General features: G+C 60.4%; 22 protein-coding genes. 6 read left to right on the top strand and 16 right to left on the bottom strand.

Annotated elements, in window-relative coordinates; translation table 11 throughout:
• Positions 1 to 63: 63 nt before the first annotated feature.
• The 4 genes from cysB to AC3IX4_RS09860 all read right to left on the bottom strand — a co-directional run bounded on the left by cysB (position 64) and on the right by AC3IX4_RS09860 (position 3,092).
• Positions 64 to 1,038 (bottom strand): HTH-type transcriptional regulator CysB, encoded by a 975-nt coding sequence (gene cysB, locus AC3IX4_RS09875; RefSeq protein WP_489260359.1) that lies wholly within the window; start codon positions 1,036 to 1,038, stop codon positions 64 to 66.
• Between the two features lie 122 nt (positions 1,039 to 1,160).
• Positions 1,161 to 1,661: a universal stress protein gene (locus AC3IX4_RS09870; protein ID WP_489260358.1), complete on the bottom strand. Its 501-nt coding sequence runs from the start codon at positions 1,659 to 1,661 to the stop codon at positions 1,161 to 1,163.
• Between the two features lie 97 nt (positions 1,662 to 1,758).
• Entirely contained in the window at positions 1,759 to 2,664 is a 906-nt protein-coding gene (locus AC3IX4_RS09865) for a 5'-nucleotidase (protein WP_489260357.1), read from the bottom strand.
• Positions 2,665 to 2,705: 41 nt separating this feature from the next.
• Entirely contained in the window at positions 2,706 to 3,092 is a 387-nt protein-coding gene (locus AC3IX4_RS09860) for a YbbN family protein (protein WP_489260356.1), read from the bottom strand.
• Between AC3IX4_RS09860 and AC3IX4_RS09855 the strand changes: the two genes are divergently transcribed.
• Both AC3IX4_RS09855 and AC3IX4_RS09850 read left to right on the top strand, forming a co-directional pair.
• The gene (locus tag AC3IX4_RS09855; RefSeq protein WP_489260355.1) at positions 3,091 to 3,558 is read left to right on the top strand and encodes a PilZ domain-containing protein; all 468 of its coding nucleotides are present in this window, start codon (positions 3,091 to 3,093) and stop codon (positions 3,556 to 3,558) included. The genes AC3IX4_RS09860 and AC3IX4_RS09855 overlap by 2 nt on opposite strands.
• A gap of 159 nt (positions 3,559 to 3,717) precedes the next feature.
• Positions 3,718 to 4,794: a 3-deoxy-7-phosphoheptulonate synthase gene (locus tag AC3IX4_RS09850; protein WP_489260354.1), complete on the top strand. Its 1,077-nt coding sequence runs from the start codon at positions 3,718 to 3,720 to the stop codon at positions 4,792 to 4,794.
• A gap of 146 nt (positions 4,795 to 4,940) precedes the next feature.
• On the opposite strand, the gene AC3IX4_RS09845 is transcribed toward AC3IX4_RS09850, so the two are convergent.
• The gene (locus AC3IX4_RS09845) at positions 4,941 to 5,222 is read right to left on the bottom strand and encodes a GNAT family N-acetyltransferase (RefSeq protein WP_489260353.1); all 282 of its coding nucleotides are present in this window, start codon (positions 5,220 to 5,222) and stop codon (positions 4,941 to 4,943) included.
• Positions 5,223 to 5,825: 603 nt separating this feature from the next.
• On the opposite strand from AC3IX4_RS09845, the gene oprI reads away from it, so the two are divergent.
• Positions 5,826 to 6,077, top strand: coding sequence for an outer membrane lipoprotei OprI (oprI, locus tag AC3IX4_RS09840; RefSeq protein ID WP_003448337.1), 252 nt, complete (start codon positions 5,826 to 5,828; stop codon positions 6,075 to 6,077).
• 122 nt (positions 6,078 to 6,199) lie between these two features.
• On the opposite strand, the gene AC3IX4_RS09835 is transcribed toward oprI, so the two are convergent.
• The 3 genes from AC3IX4_RS09835 to AC3IX4_RS09825 all read right to left on the bottom strand — a co-directional run bounded on the left by AC3IX4_RS09835 (position 6,200) and on the right by AC3IX4_RS09825 (position 8,212).
• On the bottom strand, positions 6,200 to 7,165 hold the full coding sequence (locus tag AC3IX4_RS09835; RefSeq protein ID WP_489260352.1) for a L,D-transpeptidase family protein: 966 nt from the start codon (positions 7,163 to 7,165) through the stop codon (positions 6,200 to 6,202).
• Between the two features lie 104 nt (positions 7,166 to 7,269).
• Positions 7,270 to 7,551, bottom strand: a complete 282-nt coding sequence (locus tag AC3IX4_RS09830; RefSeq protein ID WP_489260351.1) for a hypothetical protein — start codon at positions 7,549 to 7,551, stop codon at positions 7,270 to 7,272.
• A gap of 55 nt (positions 7,552 to 7,606) precedes the next feature.
• Entirely contained in the window at positions 7,607 to 8,212 is a 606-nt protein-coding gene (locus AC3IX4_RS09825; protein ID WP_489260350.1) for an arylesterase, read from the bottom strand.
• A gap of 11 nt (positions 8,213 to 8,223) precedes the next feature.
• On the opposite strand from AC3IX4_RS09825, the gene AC3IX4_RS09820 reads away from it, so the two are divergent.
• Both AC3IX4_RS09820 and AC3IX4_RS09815 read left to right on the top strand, forming a co-directional pair.
• On the top strand, positions 8,224 to 8,907 hold the full coding sequence (locus AC3IX4_RS09820; protein ID WP_489260349.1) for an ABC transporter ATP-binding protein: 684 nt from the start codon (positions 8,224 to 8,226) through the stop codon (positions 8,905 to 8,907).
• Complete coding sequence (locus AC3IX4_RS09815; protein ID WP_489260348.1) at positions 8,907 to 11,405, top strand: ABC transporter permease; 2,499 nt, start codon at positions 8,907 to 8,909, stop codon at positions 11,403 to 11,405. Before AC3IX4_RS09820 ends, AC3IX4_RS09815 begins: the two co-directional genes overlap by 1 nt.
• Positions 11,406 to 11,412: 7 nt before the next feature.
• On the opposite strand, the gene greB is transcribed toward AC3IX4_RS09815, so the two are convergent.
• The 8 genes from greB to AC3IX4_RS09775 form a co-directional block, all read right to left on the bottom strand.
• Entirely contained in the window at positions 11,413 to 11,895 is a 483-nt protein-coding gene (greB, locus tag AC3IX4_RS09810) for a transcription elongation factor GreB (RefSeq protein ID WP_489260347.1), read from the bottom strand.
• A 219-nt stretch (positions 11,896 to 12,114) separates the two neighbouring features.
• Positions 12,115 to 13,155 (bottom strand): 3-ketosteroid-9-alpha-monooxygenase, oxygenase component, encoded by a 1,041-nt coding sequence (locus tag AC3IX4_RS09805; RefSeq protein WP_489260346.1) that lies wholly within the window; start codon positions 13,153 to 13,155, stop codon positions 12,115 to 12,117.
• Between the two features lie 92 nt (positions 13,156 to 13,247).
• Positions 13,248 to 14,102, bottom strand: coding sequence for an SDR family NAD(P)-dependent oxidoreductase (locus AC3IX4_RS09800; protein WP_489260345.1), 855 nt, complete (start codon positions 14,100 to 14,102; stop codon positions 13,248 to 13,250).
• 58 nt (positions 14,103 to 14,160) lie between these two features.
• Complete coding sequence (locus tag AC3IX4_RS09795) at positions 14,161 to 15,756, bottom strand: AMP-binding protein (protein WP_489260344.1); 1,596 nt, start codon at positions 15,754 to 15,756, stop codon at positions 14,161 to 14,163.
• A 200-nt stretch (positions 15,757 to 15,956) separates the two neighbouring features.
• Complete coding sequence (locus AC3IX4_RS09790; RefSeq protein WP_489260343.1) at positions 15,957 to 17,093, bottom strand: CaiB/BaiF CoA transferase family protein; 1,137 nt, start codon at positions 17,091 to 17,093, stop codon at positions 15,957 to 15,959.
• Entirely contained in the window at positions 17,086 to 18,066 is a 981-nt protein-coding gene (locus tag AC3IX4_RS09785) for an NAD(P)H-dependent flavin oxidoreductase (protein WP_489260342.1), read from the bottom strand. The genes AC3IX4_RS09790 and AC3IX4_RS09785 overlap by 8 nt, the downstream gene beginning before the upstream one ends.
• Positions 18,063 to 20,243: a 3-hydroxyacyl-CoA dehydrogenase NAD-binding domain-containing protein gene (locus AC3IX4_RS09780; protein WP_489260341.1), complete on the bottom strand. Its 2,181-nt coding sequence runs from the start codon at positions 20,241 to 20,243 to the stop codon at positions 18,063 to 18,065. Before AC3IX4_RS09780 ends, AC3IX4_RS09785 begins: the two co-directional genes overlap by 4 nt.
• An 11-nt stretch (positions 20,244 to 20,254) precedes the next feature.
• Positions 20,255 to 21,463 (bottom strand): acetyl-CoA C-acetyltransferase, encoded by a 1,209-nt coding sequence (locus AC3IX4_RS09775; protein WP_489260340.1) that lies wholly within the window; start codon positions 21,461 to 21,463, stop codon positions 20,255 to 20,257.
• 528 nt (positions 21,464 to 21,991) lie between these two features.
• On the opposite strand from AC3IX4_RS09775, the gene AC3IX4_RS09770 reads away from it, so the two are divergent.
• Positions 21,992 to 23,194: a hypothetical protein gene (locus AC3IX4_RS09770; protein ID WP_489260339.1), complete on the top strand. Its 1,203-nt coding sequence runs from the start codon at positions 21,992 to 21,994 to the stop codon at positions 23,192 to 23,194.
• Positions 23,195 to 23,653: the final 459 nt, after the last annotated feature.

Below are 23,653 nucleotides of genomic sequence, written 5' to 3'. Positions count from 1 at the left end.
AGCGATAACAGCTCAAAAAAAAACGCCCCTGACGGGGCGTTTTTTTTCAAAAGCGCTGGAAAATCAATGAACGGGCAGCTCTACACCGTCGAACAAATCTTCAAGTTCCTGCTTGTTGTGGCATTGAATCGCCTTAGCCATCACCTCACGCGTCAGGTGCGGAGCAAACTTCTCGATAAAGTCGCACATGAAACCGCGTAGGAATGTCCCACGCCGAAAGCCGATCTTGGTAATGCTCGACTCAAACAATTCGCTGGCATCCAGTACCACCAGGTCGCTGTCAAGCTTGGGATCAACCGCCATCTTGGCGACGATACCCACGCCCAGGCCCAGGCGGACGTAAGTCTTGATGACGTCGGCGTCAGCAGCGGTGAATACCACTTTGGGCGTCAAGCCACGGTGGCTGAAGGCTTCATCCAGCTTGGAGCGACCCGTAAAGCCGAACACGTAGGTGACGATCGGGTATTCGGCCAACACTTCCAACGACAGCTTTGGCAACTTGGTCAGCGGGTGCCCCTGAGGCACGACCACGCAACGGTTCCAGCGGTAGCACGGCATCATCACCAAGTCACCGAACAGTTCCAGCGCCTCGGTGGCAATGGCGAAATCGACCGTACCGTCAGCGGCCATTTCAGCGATCTGCATGGGCGAACCCTGATGCATGTGCAGCGCCACTTCCGGGTATTGCTTGATGAAATTGCTGATCACAGGCGGCAAGGCGTAACGCGCCTGGGTGTGAGTCGTGGCGATCGACAGGGTGCCCTTTTTCTCGTTGGAGAATTCCTGGGCGATCTGCTTGATGCTTTCAACCTTGCGCAGGATCTCACCTGCGGTGGTGATGATCCGCTCACCGGCCGGTGTAACGCGGGTCAGGTGCTTGCCGCTGCGAGCGAAAACCTCCACCCCCAACTCGTCTTCCAACAGGCGAATCTGCTTACTGATCCCAGGCTGGGAGGTATACAGGCTCTGCGCTGTAGCGGAAACGTTGAGGTCGTGGTGCGCCACCTCCCAGATGTAGCGCAATTGTTGAAGCTTCATAGGTATCCCTCAAATCAGCCGGATGCCACATGCTCCAGCGACGTGTTTATAACTATATTAACGGCGTGAAGAATAAATCTAGAACTTTTTATCAAAATACCTACATTCTTTCGTCGGCAAACTTACGCCTTCCTGCGCCCCACATGCTGTGACAATGGCACCATGTAGACCGGCACCTTGGACAACTGCAGCACCCTGGCCGCGGTCCGTCCCAACGGAATTTCGCTACCCGCACCCTGGCTGTGGCTGCCAACGATCACCAGGTCCACTGCCAGGCGTTCGGCCTGGTCGAGAATGACCTCTGACGGGTCGCCTTGGCGTACCCGCACGGCGCGAATCAAAGCCAGGTCCTGTTGCCCTTCGCCCAGCTCCTCGCGAAAACTGCTGAGCACTTTCTGCTCGATGTTGGCCATGACCGTGTTGACGCCTTGATTTTGCAAATTGGTCAAGGTCGATTCGTCCAGATAGCTTTGCAGCACCGACTCGGCAAACAGCCCCATGGGCTCGACAGCGTGGATGACATAGAGCTCGGCGTTGAAGGTGCGTGCCAGCGCCAAGGCATGTTGCATGACATAAGGAGCGTACAGACCGAGGTCAGTTGCAAACAGCATGGAACGGATCATTTGACCTCCTCGACTGCCGTTACAGCACGGCTTGCTTCAGCTTAGCAGCGCCGTTGCCACTCGGATGCGCCGCTGGGAGCGTGTCAGAAACTCAGCGTCAGATTTTTCGCTCGTTGCTGATGCCGTGAGGCACATGGCCTGTCGCGACCACCCCCAACGCACGTTCGCAGTGCCCAGGTTGGTCGTCGAAAAACACGTCGGCGGCGAAAGCCTCAAGGAACGCAGCCTTTTCCAGCCCACCCAGAAACAGCGATTCGTCCAGGCGAATATCCCATTCACGCAAGGTTCGAATGACTCGCTCATGGGCGGGGGCCGAACGGGCCGTGACCAGTGCCGTTCGAATCGGGCAGGTGCCCTCGGGGAATTCTTTCTGCAGCAGGTTCAGGGCTGCCAGAAAGGGTTTGAAAGGACCGCCTGGCAGCGGCCGGCGCGCCGACTCTCGTTCATTGGCCTGGAAAGCCTCCAGCCCACCCATCTGATACACCCGTTCGGACTCATCGGAAAACAACACCGCATCACCGTCAAAGGCGATTCGCAGCTCGGCGCTGTGAGCACGTCGGGCACCACCGGAGAGAATGGTCGCCGCGGCATAGCCGTTGTCCAAGGCACTGCGCACATCCTCGGCATCGGTCGACAAGAACAGGTGGCTGCCAAAGGCTGACAAGTACGGATAAGGGCTGCGCCCCCCGACAAATGCCGCACGGGAAATGCCCAGCCCGTGATGCTGGATGGAGTTGAAAACCCGCAACCCGGTGTCGGCACTGTTACGCGAAACCAGCACGACGTCCACGCGCGCCTGCCCCAGCCTTGCATTGAGACTCAGCAGCTTTTCAACCAGCAGGTAGGCATCGCCCGGTTCAAGCACCTCATCTTCGTGCTCAATCTGGTACTGGCGGTAGGCTTCTACGCCCTCAGTCAGGTACACCCGATGGCTTTCGCCCAAATCGAACAACGCTCGCGATGAAATCGCGACCACCAGCTTGTCCCCCAACCCCTTACCCATAGCACCACTCTCCTACGGTCATCATCTCGATGCGTGTTTGCTTATGGTAGTTCGTCCGCTGCACGACCGGCCGCCTGGGCCAAGGCATCGGTCAGGGCAGCCAGCTCCAACCGCGCATGCACTGGACCCTGAAATTGACCCTCGCGAACCAGAAACAGCGCCGGCAAATGAAACACCTCGTAGCGCTGCACTGCCCCGGCATTGTCTGCGGCGTCGATCCAGCACAGTCGATCTACCGGTAGCTCCATCAATGGCAACTTCAGGCGCGCCCAGCGGCAACTGGCGCAGCCAACGCTGGTAAAAATCAGCAAAGAGCTGCCAGGCAAAGTCAGCAGAGACTGATCCACATTCAAATCAGTGAGTTCCATTTCCTTTACTACACTCAGGTCAGGACAGTCAGAAAGTCGACGCTTGGAGTCGGTGTTCATGAATCGTTTTTTACCCCACCCATTCGATGTACCCGTGGAGTTGAGCCCACGCAAAAGCCCAACCCTCTCCCGGCAACGGCTGCACACTATCAGCCTGGGAGGCGTAGCCTGCAATCATTACCGCGCCTATCGACGCGGCACCGCGATCGACATGATCATCCCAAGCCTAGGCCAAGACGCCCGCTATCCAGGCTACGTAGCCTGGTGCTACAAGCTCGATGAAGGCTACCTGATCGGTATCGCCTTTACCGATGAGCAGACATTGTTCGGTGCGCGCATGGGCGAGCAGGTTTGCCAGATCAAGCATTACTGCGACGCCCACGCCCCCCGGGATGTCAGCGAAGCGTCACTGGCAGCCCTCGCCCAGCAATGGGTCGAGCAACATGCCGCCGAGTTTTCCCACGCCAGTTTGAGCCAGACTCAGGAGCCAACGGCCGTACAAATCCCTATACCCCTACAACTTTAGTGCCCTGAACTGGCCTATAGAAGCAGGAAAGCGGGTTCAGCCCATTGTCCGCTCCGGTGTAACGCGCTAAGGTTCCGGTCCCCGCTGCGCTCAATCTTGCTGCGCTCCGCCGCACGGGGATCGCTGGCGGCCGGCACCCGTGACCTGACGAGTAACACGATGGCTGATTTACCGATCGACGACCTTAACGTTGCCTCCAACGAGACTCTGATCACCCCTGATCAGCTCAAGAAGGAAATTCCCCTGAGCGCCACTGCGCTGCAGACCGTTACCCGCGGTCGCGAAGTCGTGCGCAATATTCTCGATGGCAAGGATCATCGCCTGTTCGTCGTGGTCGGCCCGTGCTCGATTCACGACATCAAGGCCGCTCACGAATACGCCGACCGCCTCAAGGCGCTGGCCGAAGAAGTGTCCGACACTCTCTACCTGGTCATGCGTGTCTATTTCGAGAAGCCACGTACCACCGTGGGCTGGAAAGGCCTGATCAACGACCCGTACCTGGACGACTCGTTCAAGATCCAGGATGGCTTGCACATTGGCCGCCAGCTGCTGCTGGACCTGGCTGAAAAAGGCCTGCCAACGGCAACCGAAGCCCTTGATCCGATTTCCCCGCAGTACCTGCAGGACCTGATCAGCTGGTCGGCCATTGGCGCCCGCACCACCGAATCCCAGACCCACCGGGAAATGGCCTCCGGCCTGTCCTCGGCGGTCGGCTTCAAGAACGGCACCGACGGCGGCCTGACCGTTGCCATCAATGCCTTGCAATCGGTATCCAGCCCGCACCGTTTCCTGGGTATCAACCAGGAAGGTGGCGTGTCCATTGTCACCACCAAGGGTAATGCCTACGGTCACGTGGTATTGCGTGGCGGCAATGGCAAACCCAACTACGACTCGGTCAGCGTTGCCCTGTGCGAGCAGGCCCTGAACAAGGCCAGTATCCGCCCGAACATCATGGTCGACTGCAGCCACGCCAACTCCAACAAGGACCCGGCCCTGCAGCCGCTGGTGATGGAGAACGTCGCCAACCAGATCCTGGAAGGCAACCAGTCGATCATCGGCCTGATGGTCGAAAGCCACCTGAACTGGGGCGCCCAATCGATTCCAAAGGACCTGGAGCAACTGCAATACGGCGTGTCCGTCACCGATGCCTGCATCGACTGGAAAGCCACCGAAGATACCCTGCGCAGCATGCACGCCAAACTCAAGGACGTGCTGCCCAAGCGCAAACGCGGCTGAACACCCCGTACCTGTAGGAGCCGGGTTTACCCGCGATGCGTCGCGCCTGACACACCGCGGTGCCTTGATCGCAGCCAAGGCTGGCTCCTACAGCTACAGCACAAACAAAAACGCCGGGCAATGCCCGGCGTTTTTGTGTGCAGAATTCAGATTTTCGCTGAATGGCGCTGATGCCGTTCCATGTAGCGCTCTACATAAGAGCACGACGGGATCACGGTGTAGCCCATGCTCTCTGCATATTCCAATGCCTGCTTGGTCAATGCCGCGGCAATACCCCGGCCTCGCAACGCGTTGGGCACGAAGGTACGGTATATATCCAGTGTCTGCTTGCCCAGATCCATGTAGGTCAAGTAGGCACGGTGACCGTCCACATTGGTCTCGAATTGATGACCAGCCTGGTCATGGTGGATGGACAACGCCTCGCTCATCACTGCTCCTCGCGGGTCTTGTAATCTGACCCCTACCTTACCGATGTTTTGCCGGCGAAGGAACCTCTACGCCACCCCGTGCCTGATTTGACACCGAGAACCGCCAGGTTGTTCTCTTCAAAATGAGCACGTACCAATAGTAGGCGCCAATCCTGTCAACGCTCAAGAGATCGCCCCATAAATCGCCTATTGGCTCGCCGGATGGCGCATGCCGAATACCCGAACGTCAAGCCTGAGCAAAAGTGCCGGGTGTTGTTGGAATCAGACGAACTCTGGCAACTAAAGTCACGATAAGTTCACAAAAAACAACAACAAACAGCCCCCACGGTAGCCCGTTCGAACAATAGCAGCGGATTGCTTATTGCCATCCTGGTGTGTTCGCCTACACGGTGGTAGCGCTGGCTTCGCCCCTGTGCCAATGAAAGTATCGGTTGCTGGTTTTTTAATCAGGGTGTTCAATCACTAGTGCAAAAAGCGCAGATTTTTTCGCAGTTCTTGCGCTCGGTCAGTTTACTTACTACAAGTAATGGGTACTATGTACGCCGGCGATTTTCTCATTCACGAGAGATGGCTATTAATAGAAAGTCCTTGAAGGGGAACACGATGAACAACGTTCTGAAATTCTCTGCTCTGGCTCTGGCCGCAGTTCTGGCTACCGGTTGCAGCAGCGTATCTAAAGAAACCGAAGCTCGCCTGACTGCTACTGAAGACGCAGCAGCTCGTGCACAAGCTCGTGCTGACGAAGCGTATCGCAAAGCTGATGAAGCTCTGGCTGCAGCTCAAAAAGCTCAACAGACTGCTGACGAAGCTAACGAGCGCGCTCTGCGTATGCTGGAAAAAGCTAGCCGCAAGTAATAATCCTTCGGGGTTATTGCAAAAAAAAGCCGATCCACTTGTGGGTCGGCTTTTTTATTGGGCGCTTGGCGGGTTTCAGTCTTTAGGCTCTCACCCCATCAGGCGAGAGCGTATCAAGGTTGTTACTGCAACTCCAACGGTACACTGGACACCATCGGTACTTGGCCCGGTACTGCAATCTCGACTGGCATGCCGTCTTCGGCGGCGATCACCTCACGTACAACATCCCAATCCATTTGCAGGTTCTGCCCCAGGTCCTTGCGGTTGAGCAAGGCATTGATCACGGCCGTATGCTTGTCCACCACCGACGGGTCGCCCTTGTCATCCAGTGGCGTGTGCGCTTCCAGATAAACCTTGCCGCCGCTCAGGCCGAACTTGTAGGGCTCGTTGATAATGCGAACCGATGTGCCAACAGGCGCCATGCCAGCCAGCGCAAGCACGTTGTTGTTGTACATGCGGAAACAGCCATGGCTGGTACGCATGCCGATCCCGAACAGTTTGTTCGAGCCGTGGATCAGGTAGCCCGGAACACCCAGGGTGAACTTGAACGGGCCCAGCGGGTTATCCGGCCCTGCCGGCACTACGTTCGGCAGCGGGTCGCCGTCGGCGGCGTGCTCGGCCTTGATCGAAGCGGGTGGCGTCCAGGTCGGGTTAGGCGTCTTGGCGGTGACCTTGGTCTGCGCGATGGGCGAACCCCAGCCTTCGCGACCGATACCCAACGGGTAGGTGTACACCACACTCTGACCCTTGGGGTAGTAGTACAGCCGGTATTCGGCCAGGTTGATCACGATACCTTCACGCGGGCCTGGCGGCAGGATAAAACGGGTGGGCAGGACAATCTCTGTGCCCGCGCCCGGCAACCAGGCATCGACACCCGGGTTGGCGGCGACCATTTCCAGATAGCCAAGGTCGTTGGCGGTCGCGATGTCGGCAAAGGTATCTTCGTACTTAGCCTTGATCGTCTGTACCTGGCCAATGATGTCCTCGCCCGGTGGCGGAAGAGGGAACTCCAAGGCCGATGCAGAACCTGTCGCCATTACGACAGCAAGTGACAGGCAGCGGGTAACGGCGGAAAAACGCGGCAACATCCGGAAAATCCTTCGCAAATTCAGTTAAGTCAAGACGTCGATTGTACACCGCCCCCCGAAAATACGGGAGCTACCCTACCGCGAGCCCCCTTGAGGGTCGCCGATCAGAGCTCAGGCCAGATGGGCCGGGTGCCCCGCCGTTGCGCGTCGAGGATGGCGCGACACAGTTTGCACAACCGTCTGTCGCGATAAATGGTCGGTTCCACCGCCAGCCAGCGGGGTTGAGCGGGTAACAAGGTGCCGCACAGCGTGCGGTCGGCCGAGCCACCCAGTTCCAATTGACGTGTGACCAGGTGCACCCTCACCTCCTGACAGGCGAACAAGTCCAGCTGCTCATCAGGTTCGATCAGTTTATAGGCGAAAAGGGACCAGGCAGGACGCGACATCGGGGGCTCCAGAGCGGGGGCGCCACCTTAGCCGAAAGCGTGTGCCGAGAAAAGCTCAAAGCAGCGGTTTTAGCGTCGGCCAGACATTTTCCAGCAACTTGCCCTGCGCCCCTTGGGCCGGGTGGATTCCGTCGCCCTGCATCAGTTCGGGTACCCCGCCCACCCCTTGAAGGAAAAACGGCACCCAAGGCAGGTTTTTCTCCTCGGCAAGCTGTCTATAAACGCCGGCAAACGCCTGAGTGTAGCGCGCACCATAGTTGGGTGGCAGTTGCATACCCAGCAGCAAGACCTTGGCCCCTGCCTGCCGAGAGAGATCCACCATCGATGCAAGATTTTGTTGCAATTGAGCTGGCTGTTGGCCACGCAGGCCATCATTGCCTCCAAGTTCCAGAATCACCAGGCTTGGCTTATGCTCGGCAAGCAGCGCCGGCAGCCGCGCCTGGCCGCCTGCACTGGTGTCGCCACTGATCGAGGCATTGACCACTTTATCGTCAAAACCCTCGCGTTTGAGCCGCTGTTCCAGCAAGGCCACCCACCCTTGGCGGGTATCCAGGCCGAAAGCCGCGCTGATACTATCGCCAACGACCAGAACGGTTCCCGCCGTCGCGCCTTGAGCCAGGCACAGCATGGCCAGGCCGACACTCAATAACCACACTCGCATACGGACTCTCCATGGGCGCAAGCATTCTGACAGCGCGCAACCTTAGCAAAGTGGTCCCCAGCGCGGAAGGCGATCTGACCATCCTGCATGAACTCTCACTGGAATTGGCCCAGGGCGACAGCCTGGCTATTGTCGGCGCCTCGGGCTCAGGCAAGTCGACCCTGCTGGGGTTGCTCGCGGGCCTTGACCTGCCCAGCTTCGGCGCGGTGGTGCTGGCCGGCAATGACCTGAGCACCCTGGACGAAGATCAGCGCGCACAAGTGCGCGCCGAACACGTGGGTTTTGTCTTCCAGTCATTTCAATTGCTCGACAGCCTTAATGCCCTGGAAAACGTCATGTTGCCGCTGGAGCTCGATGGCCGCAAGGATGCCCGCAGCCAGGCCCGTCACTTGCTCGAGCGGGTCGGACTGGCGGCGCGACTGACCCATTCTCCGCGCCAGCTTTCCGGCGGCGAGCAACAGCGCGTCGCCATCGCCAGGGCCTTTGCAGCCGAGCCGTCGGTGCTGTTCGCCGATGAGCCCACCGGTAACCTCGACAGCCACACGGGCGAGCGCATCAGCGATCTGTTGTTCGAACTGAACAAGGAACGCGGCACTACCCTGGTGCTGGTGACCCACGACGAGCGACTGGCACACCGCTGCCATCGCCAGATCCGCCTGGACGCCGGCCGCCTGGTCGCCCCTCTGGAGCCTTGATGACACCCACTTCGCGCTTGTTCGGCCTGGCCATGCGGCAACTCTGGCGCGATGCTCGCGCCACGGAACTGCGAGTCTTGTTCTTCGCTCTGGTGGTGGCGGTCGCGGCCAGCACCGCCATCGGCTATTTTGGCGCTCGCCTCAATGGCGCCATGCTGTTGCGGGCGACCGAATTTCTCGGTGCCGACCTGATCCTCCAGGGCTCCTCCCCTGCCCGCACCGAGCAGATCAGCAGCGGCACTGGCCTTGGCCTGACTCATGCCAGTGTGGTCGAGTTCTCAAGCGTGGTGGCCACCGACAACGGCATCCAGCTGTCGAGTATCAAGGCGGCCGACACTACCTATCCCCTCCGCGGCGAGCTCAAGAGTGCCGCCGAACCCTATGGCCCCGAGACCCGTGGCGGCGGCCCGGCACCCGGTGAGGCCTGGGTCGAACCGCGGTTATTAGCCGCACTGAACCTGAAGATGGGCGACAGCATCGATGTCGGCCTGAAAACCCTGCGCATGAGCCGGGTACTCACCTACGAGCCAGACCGTGCCGGCAACTTCTACAGCTTGACCCCTCGGGTGTTGATCAACCTCGCCGACCTCGATGCCACTGGCGTGGTTCAGCCCGGCAGTCGGGTCACCTACCGCGAGCTCTGGCGCGGCAATCCCGAGGCCTTGCTGGCCTATCGCAACGCTATTAAACCCACACTTGAAGCCAACCAACGCCTGCAGGATTCGCGCGACGGCAACCGGCAGATCGGCGGAGCCCTGGGCAAGGCCGAACGCTACCTGAACATGGCAAGCCTGGTGGCGGTCCTGCTCAGCGGTGTTGCCGTGGCCTTGTGCGCCAGCCGTTTTGCCAGCCGCCGTTATGATGCGAGCGCCCTGCTGCGCTGCCTGGGGCTGTCCCGGCGCCAAGCCTTGAGTCTGTTCTGCCTGCAACTGGCCGCACTGGGGCTGGTCGCCAGTGTCGCCGGGGCATTGCTCGGCTGGCTGGCGCAACAAGTGCTGTTCCAGTTGCTCCACGGCCTGCTGCCCACCGAAGTGCCGCCCGGCGGCGTACTGCCGGCCGTGGCGGGGATCGCCACAGGGCTGGTGGCGCTGGCCGGGTTCGCCTTGCCGCCACTGGCGGCGCTGGGCCGGGTGCCGCCGCTGCGGGTGCTGCGCCGCGACCTGCTTCCGGTGCCGCCGAGCAGTTGGCTGATCTACGGCACCGCGCTCTTGGCCTTGACCCTGATCATGTGGCGCCTGAGCCTGGACCTGGTGCTGACCTTCGCCCTGCTCGGCGGTGGCCTGGTAGCCGCAGTGCTGTTGGGTGGCCTGCTGCTACTCGGCCTGCGCACCCTGCGTCGCGCCCTCTCCGGTGCCTCGCTGCCCTGGCGCCTGGGCCTGGGCCAGTTACTGCGCCACCCGCTGGCTGCCGCGGGCCAAGCGCTCGCCTTCGGTCTGATCCTGCTGGCGATGGCCTTGATTGCGCTGCTGCGCGGCGAGCTGCTCGACACCTGGCAAAACCAGTTGCCCAAGGACGCACCCAATTATTTCGCGCTGAACATCCTGCCGGCCGACAAGGACAACTTTGCTCACCAATTGAATGATGTGTCGGCCCAGGCGGCCCCGCTCTACCCGGTCATCCCCGGGCGCCTGACCCAGATCAACGGCGAGGCGGTTCGCCAGATCGTCAGCAAGGACTCCAGCGGTGATCGTGCGGTCCAGCGCGACCTGAGCCTGACCTGGGCCGCCCACCTGCCCAGCGGCAACACCTTGACCGCTGGCCATTGGTGGAGCGACATCAAGTCTGATGACCTGCCGGGCGTGTCGGTGGAGTCTCAGTTGGCGACCAGCCTCAAGCTCAACCTGGGCGACCGCATGACCTTCAACGTCGGCGGCATGATCCGCGAGGCGCGCGTCACCAGCCTGCGCCAGGTCAACTGGGACAACTTCCAGCCCAACTTCTACATGATCTTCCAGCCCGGCACCCTGCAGGATTTGCCGACCACCTATCTCACCAGCTTTTACCTTGCCCCCGGCCACGACGCGCAAATCGTGGCGCTGTCCAGGGCGTTCCCGGCGGTCACCATTCTTGAGGTCGAGGCCCTGCTGGCACAACTGCGCAGCATCCTCGGCCAGGTAACCTTGGCCGTTGAGTACGTGCTGTTGTTTGTCCTGGCGGCGGGCCTTGCGGTGCTCTTCGCCGGCCTGCAGGCAACGCTGGATGAACGGATTCGCCAAGGGGCCTTGCTGCGCGCCCTGGGCGCCGAACGACGCTTGCTGCTCAAGACTCGGCGTATAGAATTCGGCCTGTTGGGCGCAGCCAGCGGCTTGCTGGCGGCCGTGGGTTGCGAGGTGATCAGCCTGGTGCTCTATCGCTACGCCCTGGACCTTACCTGGGCGCCGCACCCCTGGCTGTTGCTACTGCCACTGGTGGGCGCGGTGCTGGTAGGTGGTGCCGGTATCTACGGCACGCGGCGAGCCCTGAACAGCGGCCCGCTGACGGTACTGCGCGAGGGGTAAGGGACTTTCAGTCGGGCGTGGGCTGGTAATGGATTTCGTTCACCCACCAGAGCATGTCGCCTGATGGCGTGGGGACGATCACTTCGTCCCCGACTTCTTTCTTGAGCAGGGCGCGGGCCATGGGCGAGTCGATGGAGATGTAGTCCATGCGCCCATAGATTTCGTCATAGCCGACGATGCGAAACTTCTTCAGCTCACCCGCTTCATTCTCGATCTCGACCCAGGCGCCGAAAAACACCCGGCCATCCTGTTCGGGCGAATACTCCACCACACGCATGTCTTCCAGACGCTTGCGCAGATAGCGCACGCGACGGTCGATTTCGCGCAGCAGTTTCTTGTTGTACTGGTAGTCGGCGTTTTCGCTGCGGTCGCCCAGGGAGGCGGCCCAGGTGACTTTCTGCGTGATATCGGGACGGTGTTCGCGCCAGAGGTAATCGAGCTCTTTCTTCAGCGCGTCGAAGCCTTCCTTCGTGATGATCTTGGTGCTCAATGTCTGCCGTTCCTGCTTTGCGCGTAGGAGCAGAAAAGTACCATAGCCTTGATCGGGCCAAAAGCTTCGCGGTGGCAGGATGGCTTTAGGTAGGAGCCGGCTTTAGCCGCGATGAACGCACCGCGGTTTACCTGATGCACCGTGGTGAGGTCATCGCAGCCAAGGCTGGCTCCTACAGGATCGAGTAGGCGCTGGCTTTAGCCGCGATAAACACGCCGCTTAACGGTGGTCGGCAGTCACGATCTCGCGGCGCTGTGCCCACTCGGCCGGCACTTGGGCCTCATCCATGTAGAACTGGCTGTACCAGTCGCGCAGCTGGTAGATCGGGCCGTCACCTTCGGCCAGTACCGGGGCGTCGATGCGGATCTTGGTCTTCCAGATATCCACGTCCTGGTAGAACGAGGTGCGGTTGTTCTGCACGTATTGCAGCGCCAGTTCGCGGTTCTGCTCCTCGGTCCAACCCGGCACCTTTTTCACCAGCACGCCAAAGCGCAGTTCGAAGCTGTTGGGCGTGACCGGCACATGGCAGTTGAGCAGGATCGAATGCACGGTCAAGCCATCGAACTCGGCGCGCATGCGGGTGAAGTGAGTGGCTGGGCCGTAGTAGGCGCTTTCTGCCACCAAGTCACCGCCCAGGTGCTTCGAGTCACCGTGGAAGATCTGATGGCCGACATGGCCCTCGAACACGTTGGCAAAATACTTCACCGGCGTGCCGTGTACCGGGCCGAAATGCTGGGCATCGGCCAGGTTATCAACCAGCTCGCGCGGGTGGGTTTCGATCATCAGCAGGTCGATGTGCCAGTCACTGGACCATTCGTCGCTGTCGATTTCCGGGAAGTACGGGATTTCCACGCCTTCAGCCGGAGGATTGCCTTCGGGGTTATTCCAGATAAACAGCAGCTTGTTGACTTCACAAGTCTGCCAGCGGCGGGTCTTGGCCTTGGGCGGAATACGCTTGCAATACGGAATTTCGCTGCAGCGGCCACTGGCCTCGTAGGCCCAGTGGTGGAAGGGGCAGACCACTTTGCCGTTGACCAATTCACCGGTGGACAGGTCGGCGCCCATGTGCGGGCAATAGGCGTCCAGCACACTGATTTCGCCGGCCTGGTTGGCAAAGCCGACCATCCGCCCACCCAAAATGTTCAAGGTATGCAGCTTGCCGTCACGGAAGCTGTCGGCGTCACCCAGGCAGTGCCAACCACGGGCATAGCGATAGGGCACAGTTTCCGCGACCGGCTTGATGTCGATCAATTGGGTCATCTGAAGGTCCTCATTTCTAATTCTTATCGAAGGGGGTAATCGCCTAAGACCACATAGTTCTTAGGGAATGATCGCCAAGCGCACCGCTGCGCTCATCCTCCGATCGGACTAGGTGCTCGCCAATCGGCCACGATCTGCTGTTCCAGGGCGAACGGCTGAACATTGATAGTGCGCCGTTGGTGCTTGCCTTCCAGGTCTTCCAGCGCCAGCCAACGCATGACTTGGGCAGGAACCTGGGGTGGCGCCGAGCCGTTGCGCAGGGCAATCACGCCTTGCTCGCCGATGGTGGCCTGCAAGGCCTCGGTGGTGACCACGCCGGGGTTGATGGTGTAGGCGCGCAGGCCGCCGCGGCCGTGTTCGACCGCCAATACGCCGGACAAGCGCGAGACCATCGCCTTGCCTGCCCCGTAGGCATAGCCCCAACCGCCCTCGCCTGCAGGCACCGGCGGGTTGCTTTCGCCAGCCCCGGAGGTGACGTTGATGATCACCCCGTCACCACGTTCGAGCATGTGCCGGGCCAGCGCCTGGCACAGCAATACCGGCGCCAGCAGATAGGCGCGATAAATGCGTTCAAGCGTGTCGGGGGTCAGATCAAGAAATTTCGCGTTCAGGTCGCTGCCCTGGTAGATAGCGTTATTGACCAACACATCGACCCGGCCCGCTTCGCGCAGTACCTGCTCGGCGGCCGCATGCACAGAGTCCACATCGAGCAAGTCCATGGGAATGATCCAGGCGCGCCGGCCCAGGGCCTCGATGGCCTGTGCGGTGCTGCGCAAGCTGCCGGCCAGCGGCGCACCATCGGCATGGGTCAGGGCATGGGCATGGCGATCACCCTCTTCCAGAGTGCGGGCGCTGATGGCCACATCGAAGCCCTGGCGGGCGAACTCCAGCGCCGTTTCGCGGCCAATGCCACGGCTTGCGCCAGTAATGAAAGCTACCTTGTTCATCGACAGTCTCCTGGGGTCCGGCCACCAGCATGGCGCCGAGCCCCAGGGCCTTACATCGTCAATTCAGACCAGACAGCGCTCGCTCCATGACGGTATCTGCCCAGCGATAATCGGCCTTGCCGGCTGGAGAACGCTGCACCGCCTCGACTACCGCCAAGTGGCGGGGCACCTTGTAGCGCGCCAGGTACTGGCTGCAGAACGCCTGCAGTTGCTCAAGCGAAACCGTCTGCCCGCTGCGCAAACTGACCACGGCACTGACCACCTTGCCCCAGCGCGGATCCGCTGCCCCGACTACCACGGCGTCGAGCACGGCCGGGTGACGATGCAGCACGTCCTCGACTTCTTCGACATGGACTTTTTCGCCACCGCTGTTGATGCACTGGGAATCACGCCCCAGCACCACGATGCTGCCGTCGGCCTCAAGCCTGGCCATGTCACCCATGTTGACGTAGCGCTGGCCGTCCATTTCAAAAAAGGTTTTGGCGGTTTTCTCCGGGTCACCGAAATAGCCGACCGGCACATGGCCGCCGCGCGCCAGCAAGCCCGTTTCGCCAGGGCCCAACACGCGCGACAGGTCAGTGCTGACCACCCGCACGTCGTCACGCGGCGCAATGCGGATCAGGCCGTCGCCTTTTTCTGGCCGCGAACCGCTGCCCAGCACCCCGCCTTCGGAAGAACCCATGCTGTCGTTGACCTGGGTATGGCTGCACAAATGCTCGCGCAAGCCCTGCTGTACATGCCCAGAAAACAGGCCACCGCCCGACCCCAATGCCATCAGGCAAGACAGGTCCCAACGCCCCGGATGCTGCTTGAGCGCATCGAGCAAGGGCATCCCCATGGCATCACCGACGATGGCGATGATATGGATTTTTTCCTGCTCCACTTGATCCCAGATGGCCACGGCATCGAACTCGCCCTGTTCGCGCATCACCACCGTCTGCCCGGCAAACAGCGACGACAGAATGGCCCACAAGGCCGCGCCGTGCATCAACGGAGCAACGGCCAGGTGGCGCAGCGGCGCACAGGCCTGGGCGACCTCGCCCAGTTCCTCTGCAGTCGTGACTGGCTTCTGCCCGGCGCGGAAATAACCACCGCCGCCCAATGCGCCAAAAAACAAGGCCTTGTGCGGCCACATCACGCCTTTGGGTTGGCCCGTGGTGCCGCCGGTGTAAAGCAGCATAAGGTCGTCGCTACTCCTCACCACCGGTTGCAACGATGCCCCGGTCTCCTTGAGCAATTGCTCATACTGGGCACCCGAACGGCAGGCCACGCTGAGGGTGGGAAAACGCTCCAGTATCGGCTCCACTCGCGGCGCCAACGACTCGGCGTATAGCAGCGCCTTGAGCCCGGCATTGTCGTAGAGATACGCCAGCTCATCGGCGACATAGCGATAGTTGATGTTGACCGGCATCGCGCCCAGCTTGCACGCAGCGAGAAAACCTTCCACGTACTCAGGGCCGTTAAAGAGCTGCAGGCCGACCCGATCGCCCGACCTCACGCCCCGGGCTTGCAGGGCCACCGCCAGGTGCGTGGCGCGGCGATCGAGTTCGGCGTAGGTGGCCTGGAAAGCACCGCAGATCACGGCGATGCGGTCGGGGACAGCTTGGGCTACCTGTTCAAACAGGTCAGCCAGGTTGTAGGTGCGTTGCTGCATATTATTGTTATCTCCCACTTAGCAAGCTCAAGGGTGAATAGCGAAACTCAGGCCAGACTGCGGCGCACTCATCGCGGTGGTCCGGCACTCCGGTAAACCCGGCTCCTACCAAACCGTGTAGGAGCCAGCCTTGGCTGCGATGGCCACACCGCGGTGCTCCAGACAAACCGCGGCGCGTTCATCGCGGGTAAACCCGGCTCCTACGCAAAACCGTGCAGTTCATGTTCGATAGCAGCATTGTCGGCACCCAATGCAGGCGCCGGGCGCGTTGGCGGCCAGGGGCCGTCGCCCATGCGCAACGGGCAGGCGAAACTCAGGTAGCGGCCCAGTTGCGGGTGATCCGCTTCGATCAACATGCCGCGCGCCTGGGTATTGGGGTGCTCGGCCACTTCGTCGATGCGCAAGACCGGGGTGACACACGCATCGACCTCTGCAAAATGCGTGACCCAGTGCGCCAGATCGTGCCGTTGGATAATGCCCGCCACCGCCGCCTTGGCCTGGGCACCCGCCTCGCCGGGTACGTGCCCGAGGTGGTAGAGGTCCGGCCGCTCGAGCGCATCGCAGAAGGCACGCCAGAATTTCATCTCCACCGCACCCACGGCCAGGTAGCGGCCATCGGCGGTGGCGTAGGTGCCGTAGCAGGCCAGGCCACCGGACAAGAAGTCCTGCCCGCGCGGGACCGGCGCCCCGCCCTGCTGCCAGGCGCTGGCGGTCATGATGTTCAAGGCCATCACGCAATCGGTCATGGCGATGTCCACATGCCGCCCGCGCCCACTGCGAGCCGCGTCAAACAAGGCGGCCAGAATGCCGGTGGCCGCCGACAGCGCACCGCCCGCAAGGTCAGCGACCGGGAAGTTACCCTGGGCCGGACCTCCCTCGGCACTGCCGCTCTGCTCCAGTACGCCGGCCAGTGACTGATAGTTGATGTCGTGGCCAGCGGCCTGGGCCATCGGGCCATGCTGCCCGTAGCCGCTGATCGAGCAATACACAAGCCGTGGATTGATCTTGCGCAGCTGCTCAAAGCCCATCCCCAGACGAGCCGCCACGCCAGGGCGAAAGCCCTCGACCAGCACATCGGCCGTTGCCACCAACGAGTGCAACAAGGCCTGACCGGCTTCACTGCGCAGGTCCACCGCCAGCGAGCGTTTGTTGCGGTTGAGCATCAAAAACATCGCCGTGGCGCCCTTCGGCCCGCGGGTTGGGTCACCACCGTCAGACGGCTCGATCTTGATCACTTCGGCGCCCAGGTCGGCCAGGTGCAAGGTGCACAGCGGCCCAGGCAACAACTGGGTGAAATCCAGCACGCGAATGCCCGCCAAGGGTTGGTGGTCACTCATGCGCAGTGCTCCATTGAGGCTTGGTGGCGGCGGCGTGGTATTCGGCTGACAGCCGCTCGACCAGTTCGGCAACGCTGGGCACGTCATGGATGGCGGCGATGCTGTGCCCGGCCGACCAGATGTCCTTCCAGGCCTTCGGTGTGTCTTCAAGCGTGGCAAACAGGTCCGGCTTGCCCCCCGTCTGTTGGCCTGTCAACTGAGCCGGGTCGATGCCGCAGGCGCGAATGCTGTTACTCAGGTAATTGGCGCCAATGCCACTGAACACGGGGGTATAGGCGATATCGGCAGTGCCGTCGTCCACCAGCATCTGTTTGTGGCCAGAGGAGGCCTGCGATTCACGGGTGGCCAAGAAGCGCGTGCCCATATAGGCATAATCCGCCCCCAGCATCTCGGCAGCGCGGATACTCTGGCCATCGCCCATGCCGCCGGCCAATACCAGCGGGCCACTCCAGATCTTTCGCACTTCACTCACGAAGGCAAACGGCGACAGGCTGCCGGCGTGCCCACCGGCCCCTGCACAGACCAGGATCAAACCGTCCACGCCGCAGGCAATCGCCTTGCGGGCATGCTCAAGGCTGATCACATCATGCAGCACCTTGCCGCCATAAGCGTGCACCCGACGCACCACCTCATCGGGCTTACCCACCGAGGTGATCACCAGCGGTACTTGATGGCGCACGACGGTGTCCAGGTCATGCTGCTGGCGGTCATTGGAGCGATGCAGGATCAGGTTCACGCCAAACGGCGCCGCAGGCCGCGAAGGATGCTCGCGATCATGTTCGCTCAAGGCTGCACGGATCTGCTCGAGCCATGCGTCCAGGCTGGCGGCCGGGCGCGCGTTGAGGGTGGGAAAGGTGCCGACGATGCCGCTCTTGCACTGCGCCACCACCAGCTCCACACCGCTGGCCAGGAACATGGGCGAGCCGATCAAGGGCAGCCGCAGGTTGGCGCCGAAAAAGTTGTTGAGGTTCATACCAGGTTCCCCACTACAGCGTTGGCTCCATAAAACGTCTGGCCCTTGACGACCATCTCACGCAGCAGCTGCGGGATGGCGAAACGCTCGGCGTCGCAATCGACGGCCAGCTCATCACAGGCCTGCACCACAGTGGCGATGCCAAGGGTGTCCATGGCCGCGAACGGCCCGCCGAGGTACATGGGAAAGCCAACCCCGAAGCAGCCGCCGATATCGCCATCGGCCGGGTCGGTCAGCACACCTTCGGCCAGGCAACGGGCCGCATCGGCAAACTGGGCGAACAGCAGACGCTTGCGCACAGCCTCAGCGTCCGGCTGTTGGTCAGCGGGTAACTGCGGCCAGATCCGAGCCAGGCCCTCCCAGAGTGACTTACTGCCATCGGCCTCGTAGGCATAGAAACCCTGGCCGTTTTTGCGGCCATGTCGACCATGATCGACAACCAACGTGGTAATCACCGCGACCGAGGAGCCTGGCGCGTGCGCGTCACCCAGATCCTTGGCGGCCTGCTGAGCGCCTTTATGAGCCAAGTCCAGGCCGACCTCGTCGCAAATGCTCAACGGCCCGACCGGGTAGCCGGTCATGCGCGCCACGTTTTCGATCAGCGCCGGGTTGATCCCGTCGCGCACCATGGTCACGCCTTCATTGATATAGGCGCCGATAAAACGGCTGGTAAAGAAGCCTCGGCTGTCGTTGACCAGGATCGGTGTCTTGCGCAGTTGAGCGACAAAATCCATGGCCTCGGCCAGGCAGCGGTCGGACGTTTGCTGGCCGCGAATCACTTCCACCAAGGGCATACGCTCTACCGGCGAGAAGAAATGCAGGCCCAGCATATTGCCCGGCCGGGCAATACCCGCTGCAAGCCCGGTAATCGGCAGTGCCGAGGTGTTACTGGCCAACACGGCGTCGGCCGGCATGGCCGCTTCCGCCAGGGCGAATACCTGGGCCTTGACGTCCCGGTCCTCAAACACCGCCTCGACCACCAGCGACACCTCGCCAAGGCCTGCGTAGTCACAGCCCGGATGGATGCGGGCAAGCACCTGCTGCATTTTTTCTTCGCTCAGGCGGCCTTTCTCGACCTCACGTGCCAGTCGTTTGAAGGCATAAGCCTTACCGTTGTCGGCAGCCGCCTGATCGCGATCTATCAGCACCACGTCTATACCGGCCTGGGCCGCTACCAGGGCGACACCGGCCCCCATCAGGCCCGCACCGAGCACGCCGATGCGGCTGTGGTGGCGCGTGGGGATCCCCGCCGGCCTACGCACCAGCTTGTCCGCCTTAGTCTTGTTGATGAACAGGGTGCGGACCATGTTGCCGGCCACCGGGTCCAGGTTGAGCTTGACGAAGTACTTGCACTCCACCTGCAAAGCCTTGTCCATCGGCAACTGCATGCCTTCATAGAGGCAAGAGGCAATGGCCAGTGGCGCGGGCATATTGCGAAAGGTGGTGGCTTGCAGGCTGGCTGCCGTGCCAAGAAACAGCTGGGCCAGGTCCGGCTGTTGCGGGTGGCCGCCGCCCGGAATGCGAAAGCCCTTCTTGTCCCAAGGCTTGACTGCATCGGGTTGTTCAAGCAGCCACTGGCGGGCACGTGTCAGCAGTTGATCGGCTGCGACCACTTCATCCAGCAAGCCCAGCTCCAGGGCTTTTTCGGCCTTGAGCTGGCTGCCCTGCAGCAGCAACGGCAGCGCCTTGGCGACCCCCAGCAGTCGCAGATAGCGCTGGGTGCCACCGGCGCCCGGCAGCAGGCCTACACCCACTTCCGGCAGGCCAACCAACATCTGGCGGCTGTCGACGGCAATGCGCCGGTGGCACGCCAGCGCGATTTCGAACCCACCGCCCAGGGCCGGGCCATTGAGCGCGGCCACCACTGGCTTGCCGGCGGTTTCCAGTGTGCGCAACAGGCTGGAGAAGGCCCAGCATTGTGAATACAAGGTTTGTGGGTCTTGGCGGGTGGTCAGAATCTTTTCCAGGCTCTTGAGGTCGGCACCGGCCACAAAACTGCTCTTGGCCGAGGTGAGCACAATGCCCTTGACCGTATCGTCGGCCCAAGCGCGCTCCAGGGCACTGCGAAAGCTGTCGATAAAATGCTGGTCCATCACATTGGTGCTGGAGTCCGGCTGGTCGATGGTCAGGCTGCAGATACCGTCGGCATCGACGGCATAGGTGAAGTAGTCAGTCATGTCTGGGCGTCTCAGAGGCGTTCAATGATGGTGGCGCTGGCCATGCCAGCCGCTTCGCACAGGCTGACCAGCCCGGTGGCGACGTCCTGGCGTTCCATTTCATCCAGCAGCGTGCCAAGGATCATGGCGCCCGAAGCCCCGAGGGGATGGCCCATGGCGATGGCGCCGCCATTGACGTTGATGCGTTCGTGAGGCACTGAAAGCTCGGTCATAAAGGCCAGCACCACCGAGGAAAACGCCTCGTTGAGTTCCCACAGAGCGATGTCCGAGGCCTGCATGCCGGCCTTGGCCAGGGCTTTGCGCGCGGCATCGGCCGGGGCCGCCAGCATCAGGGTCGGGTCAGCACCCAAGGTGGCCGTGCTGACCAGCCGCGCCCTGGGTTTGAGACCCAGGCGCCGACCGACTTCGGCATTGCCGATCAACACCCCGCTGGCGCCATCGACAATGCCCGAGCTATTGCCGGCGTGGTGCACATGATTGATGCGTTCGAACTGCGGATAACGCTGCAAGGCGATGCTGTCAAAACCGGCCTTGGCGCCCATCTCGGCAAACGCCGGCTTGAGCTGGGCCAACTGATCCAGGCTGACTTCACCCCGAATGGTTTCGTCGCGATCGAGCAGCGGCAAGCCGAGGATGTCGGTCACGCACAGCACCGAGCGCGCAAAGCGCCCTTCGCGCCAGGCCTGCGCTGCGCGTTGCTGGCTGTGCACCGCATAGTGGTCGCAATCCTGACGGCTCAGGCCATAGTGGGTGGCCAGCAAGTCGGCACTGATGCCCTGCATGACGAAACGGGTCTTGAACGCCACCTGCGGGTCACAGGCCCAGGCGCCGCCATCGGACCCCATCTGCACCCGGGACATGCATTCGACGCCGCCGCCGATGATCAAATCGACCATCCCGGCCATGACCTTGGCAGCGGCCAGGTTCACCGCTTCAAGGCCAGAGCCGCAGTAGCGATTGATCTGGATACCTGGCACGCTCTGGGCGTAGTCTGCATTCAGTGCCGCGATGCGGGCGATGTTGCCGCCCTGCTCGCCCACCGGGATGACGCACCCCAGTACCACGTCCTCGATCAACGCGCTGTCGATCTGGCTGCGCTCGCGCAATGCCTTGAACACTTGGCTTGCCAGGTTGACGGGGGTGACTTCATGCAGGGCACCGTCGGGCTTGCCCTTGCCACGGGGGGTGCGCACATGGTCGTAGATGAAAGCTTCAGTCATGATAAGTTCCAGAAAAGACGCATTGAGCGATGATTATTGGAACTGAAGACGGAGGGCTCATCGTCCGAATGGACTAGAGGGAGTGGTTCATCGCGGGTCTGTGGTGAGGCCATCGCGACTAGGTTCTTCGGGGCGGTGTACGCGGTCGGGTAGGAGCACGGCTTGCCGGCGATGGAGCTAGCGCGGTGTACCAAGTATGACGCGATGGGGACAGGGTGTTTGCGGCCCTTGGCGAACAGTGCCCCGGCTAAATGACAGCACCAGCCCGAGCAAATTTGCCGCGCGTGTTGAACGTTAGTCGGAGCGCCTTCAAGCCCCTGAATCGGGGCTGTGCAAATTATGGCCTTGACTTGTGAAACAACTGGCGCTGTTTCTTGGTTTTTTCAACCTAAAAACATGAAAAACGAAAGTCATTTTTTATAGGCTGTTGATTTTAAAGGCCTAAATAGGGTTGGTTCGATTTTTGCTCTAGCAGTCTGCTGCCGACACCAATGATCGGCACTCACTTGCATAATGGGAATCGAGCACATGACGGATCAATCCAACAAACCCGACGATCGTCGTTTATACAGCCCTATGCCGCAAGTTCTTAAGCCGGCTGCCCCAAACCAGATGAAACCTGCTGTACCGAGACCCGAATCAGAATTATACAGATGCCCACCCGAAGAGTTCTTTCGGCCAAAGGTAAAGGCTGAGCCGCCTGCTGGTCCGGGCTTTTATATAGTGACCAAAAGTATTCCAGCTCGAGAACTGTATGGCTTAATTTTCGAAGCGCCTCCTTCGGCTTCAGTTTGCATAAAATTTGGCAAACTCAATCCACATATTGAACATGTAATAAAGGCTGGGAGCATGATGGTGCTCAGCGACTTACCCAATAAGGACTTCACTCACGAAGAATCGTTACTGATGGCAGCTGCGCGGGAGGTCAAAACTGCGCTGGACCCGTTGACCCCGGAAGAAGCTGATTTCATGTATGACAATCGTACTGCGATTGCGAATTATGTCCTGAATGAAGCTTCGACTTGGCTAGGCGTCGCCGCAGCCATGATAGAAAACCCACTCGAGGGCATACAAAAAACGCTCCGAGGCATTGAGGAGGCGTATCAAAACACTTATCGCCAACATGGTCATCTCAAGTCGCCAGATTTTCTCGCAGAACGAAAACGCTTATTGAACCAACTCGATGCTCAATTTCTGAAATCAACCCGATTGCGCAAATTTTTCAGTTTGGGCAATCATGACAAGCTTAAAAAGTCACTTGGCATTTCGAGTCGTAGCTTGGTACACCACTGGGACAAAGCTGGCGGGCCGGGTCCAATACCGGGGTATGCCACTCATTTGAAAGAAATTAGTCGCGCCACCCAATATATTAGGGCCGGGGGATATATTGCAATTTCGTTGGGAGTTGCTTCATCAATTTTACATATCCGGGAAGTCTGCAGTGCGGGCCCAGATAGCCAGGAGTGTAGAAAAGCAAAATTTGTCGAAGGGGGAAAATTGGTGGGGTCAATTGCCGGAGCAGCTGTGGGATCTTTCGCTGTATCAACGGCTGCTGGCCCGGTTTGTACCGCTCTAGGGGCAGCCAGCGGAGGAATTGGTGGATTAGCGTGCGTGGTGGCTGCCGCTGGTGTGGCGGGCGCAGCGGCCTATGGGGGAGGTACATTGGTTAGTGGGGCTGGCGAGTTCATAGGCGAAATTTTGTATGAGGCAACGCTCAATGACTATTTTTGAGTTTTGGAGTAGGTGGGGAGAGACAATCCTGATTGGATTGCCATTGCTTACAGGATGGATTTTAATAATATTCAGCCTTTATACAAGCCGCTACATCCCTGAAATACTGAATGCACTCCCTAAATCCAGACGCTCACCCTACTACATGATGGTGAACTTCGAAGTGTCCGGCCTCATGCGGCGAATGACAATTGTCTCCCAGCTTTCTATGATGGCAATGAAAATCTTGGCTGGACCAGCGGGAATTGACCCTGTCGAGATTGACAACCTCCCAAAACACTTAAAGCGAATGTTAAAAATCAATATTTATATTTTATTGATCAATGCGATTTCGTGGACTATCGGAATTTACCTATTAAAGACGAGGTAAGCTTCACTTCCCATATAGGGGCATTAGAGCCTGCTCTTTAATGTTCCGAAAGCGAGAAACCCGAGGGGGATTAGGTAATGTGACGGCCT

Source organism: Pseudomonas sp. KH_021, from assembly GCF_057838865.1.
Note: the sequence above shows the minus strand (reverse complement) of the source record. Positions and strands in the feature narration are given on the sequence as shown.

What these genes read in the sequence shown, in the direction of transcription:
- cysB (WP_489260359.1), bottom strand. Translation starts at nt 1,038, where the DNA reads ATGAAGCTTCAACAATTGCGCTACATCTGGGAGGTGGCGCACCACGAC.
- AC3IX4_RS09870 (WP_489260358.1), bottom strand. Translation starts at nt 1,661, where the DNA reads ATGATCCGTTCCATGCTGTTTGCAACTGACCTCGGTCTGTACGCTCCT.
- AC3IX4_RS09865 (WP_489260357.1), bottom strand. Translation starts at nt 2,664, where the DNA reads ATGGGTAAGGGGTTGGGGGACAAGCTGGTGGTCGCGATTTCATCGCGA.
- AC3IX4_RS09855 (WP_489260355.1), top strand. Translation starts at nt 3,091, where the DNA reads ATGAATCGTTTTTTACCCCACCCATTCGATGTACCCGTGGAGTTGAGC.
- AC3IX4_RS09860 (WP_489260356.1), bottom strand. Translation starts at nt 3,092, where the DNA reads ATGAACACCGACTCCAAGCGTCGACTTTCTGACTGTCCTGACCTGAGT.
- AC3IX4_RS09850 (WP_489260354.1), top strand. Translation starts at nt 3,718, where the DNA reads ATGGCTGATTTACCGATCGACGACCTTAACGTTGCCTCCAACGAGACT.
- AC3IX4_RS09845 (WP_489260353.1), bottom strand. Translation starts at nt 5,222, where the DNA reads ATGAGCGAGGCGTTGTCCATCCACCATGACCAGGCTGGTCATCAATTC.
- oprI (WP_003448337.1), top strand. Translation starts at nt 5,826, where the DNA reads ATGAACAACGTTCTGAAATTCTCTGCTCTGGCTCTGGCCGCAGTTCTG.
- AC3IX4_RS09835 (WP_489260352.1), bottom strand. Translation starts at nt 7,165, where the DNA reads ATGTTGCCGCGTTTTTCCGCCGTTACCCGCTGCCTGTCACTTGCTGTC.
- AC3IX4_RS09830 (WP_489260351.1), bottom strand. Translation starts at nt 7,551, where the DNA reads ATGTCGCGTCCTGCCTGGTCCCTTTTCGCCTATAAACTGATCGAACCT.
- AC3IX4_RS09825 (WP_489260350.1), bottom strand. Translation starts at nt 8,212, where the DNA reads ATGCGAGTGTGGTTATTGAGTGTCGGCCTGGCCATGCTGTGCCTGGCT.
- AC3IX4_RS09820 (WP_489260349.1), top strand. Translation starts at nt 8,224, where the DNA reads ATGGGCGCAAGCATTCTGACAGCGCGCAACCTTAGCAAAGTGGTCCCC.
- AC3IX4_RS09815 (WP_489260348.1), top strand. Translation starts at nt 8,907, where the DNA reads ATGACACCCACTTCGCGCTTGTTCGGCCTGGCCATGCGGCAACTCTGG.
- AC3IX4_RS09805 (WP_489260346.1), bottom strand. Translation starts at nt 13,155, where the DNA reads ATGACCCAATTGATCGACATCAAGCCGGTCGCGGAAACTGTGCCCTAT.
- AC3IX4_RS09800 (WP_489260345.1), bottom strand. Translation starts at nt 14,102, where the DNA reads ATGAACAAGGTAGCTTTCATTACTGGCGCAAGCCGTGGCATTGGCCGC.
- AC3IX4_RS09795 (WP_489260344.1), bottom strand. Translation starts at nt 15,756, where the DNA reads ATGCAGCAACGCACCTACAACCTGGCTGACCTGTTTGAACAGGTAGCC.
- AC3IX4_RS09790 (WP_489260343.1), bottom strand. Translation starts at nt 17,093, where the DNA reads ATGAGTGACCACCAACCCTTGGCGGGCATTCGCGTGCTGGATTTCACC.
- AC3IX4_RS09785 (WP_489260342.1), bottom strand. Translation starts at nt 18,066, where the DNA reads ATGAACCTCAACAACTTTTTCGGCGCCAACCTGCGGCTGCCCTTGATC.
- AC3IX4_RS09780 (WP_489260341.1), bottom strand. Translation starts at nt 20,243, where the DNA reads ATGACTGACTACTTCACCTATGCCGTCGATGCCGACGGTATCTGCAGC.
- AC3IX4_RS09775 (WP_489260340.1), bottom strand. Translation starts at nt 21,463, where the DNA reads ATGACTGAAGCTTTCATCTACGACCATGTGCGCACCCCCCGTGGCAAG.
- AC3IX4_RS09770 (WP_489260339.1), top strand. Translation starts at nt 21,992, where the DNA reads ATGACGGATCAATCCAACAAACCCGACGATCGTCGTTTATACAGCCCT.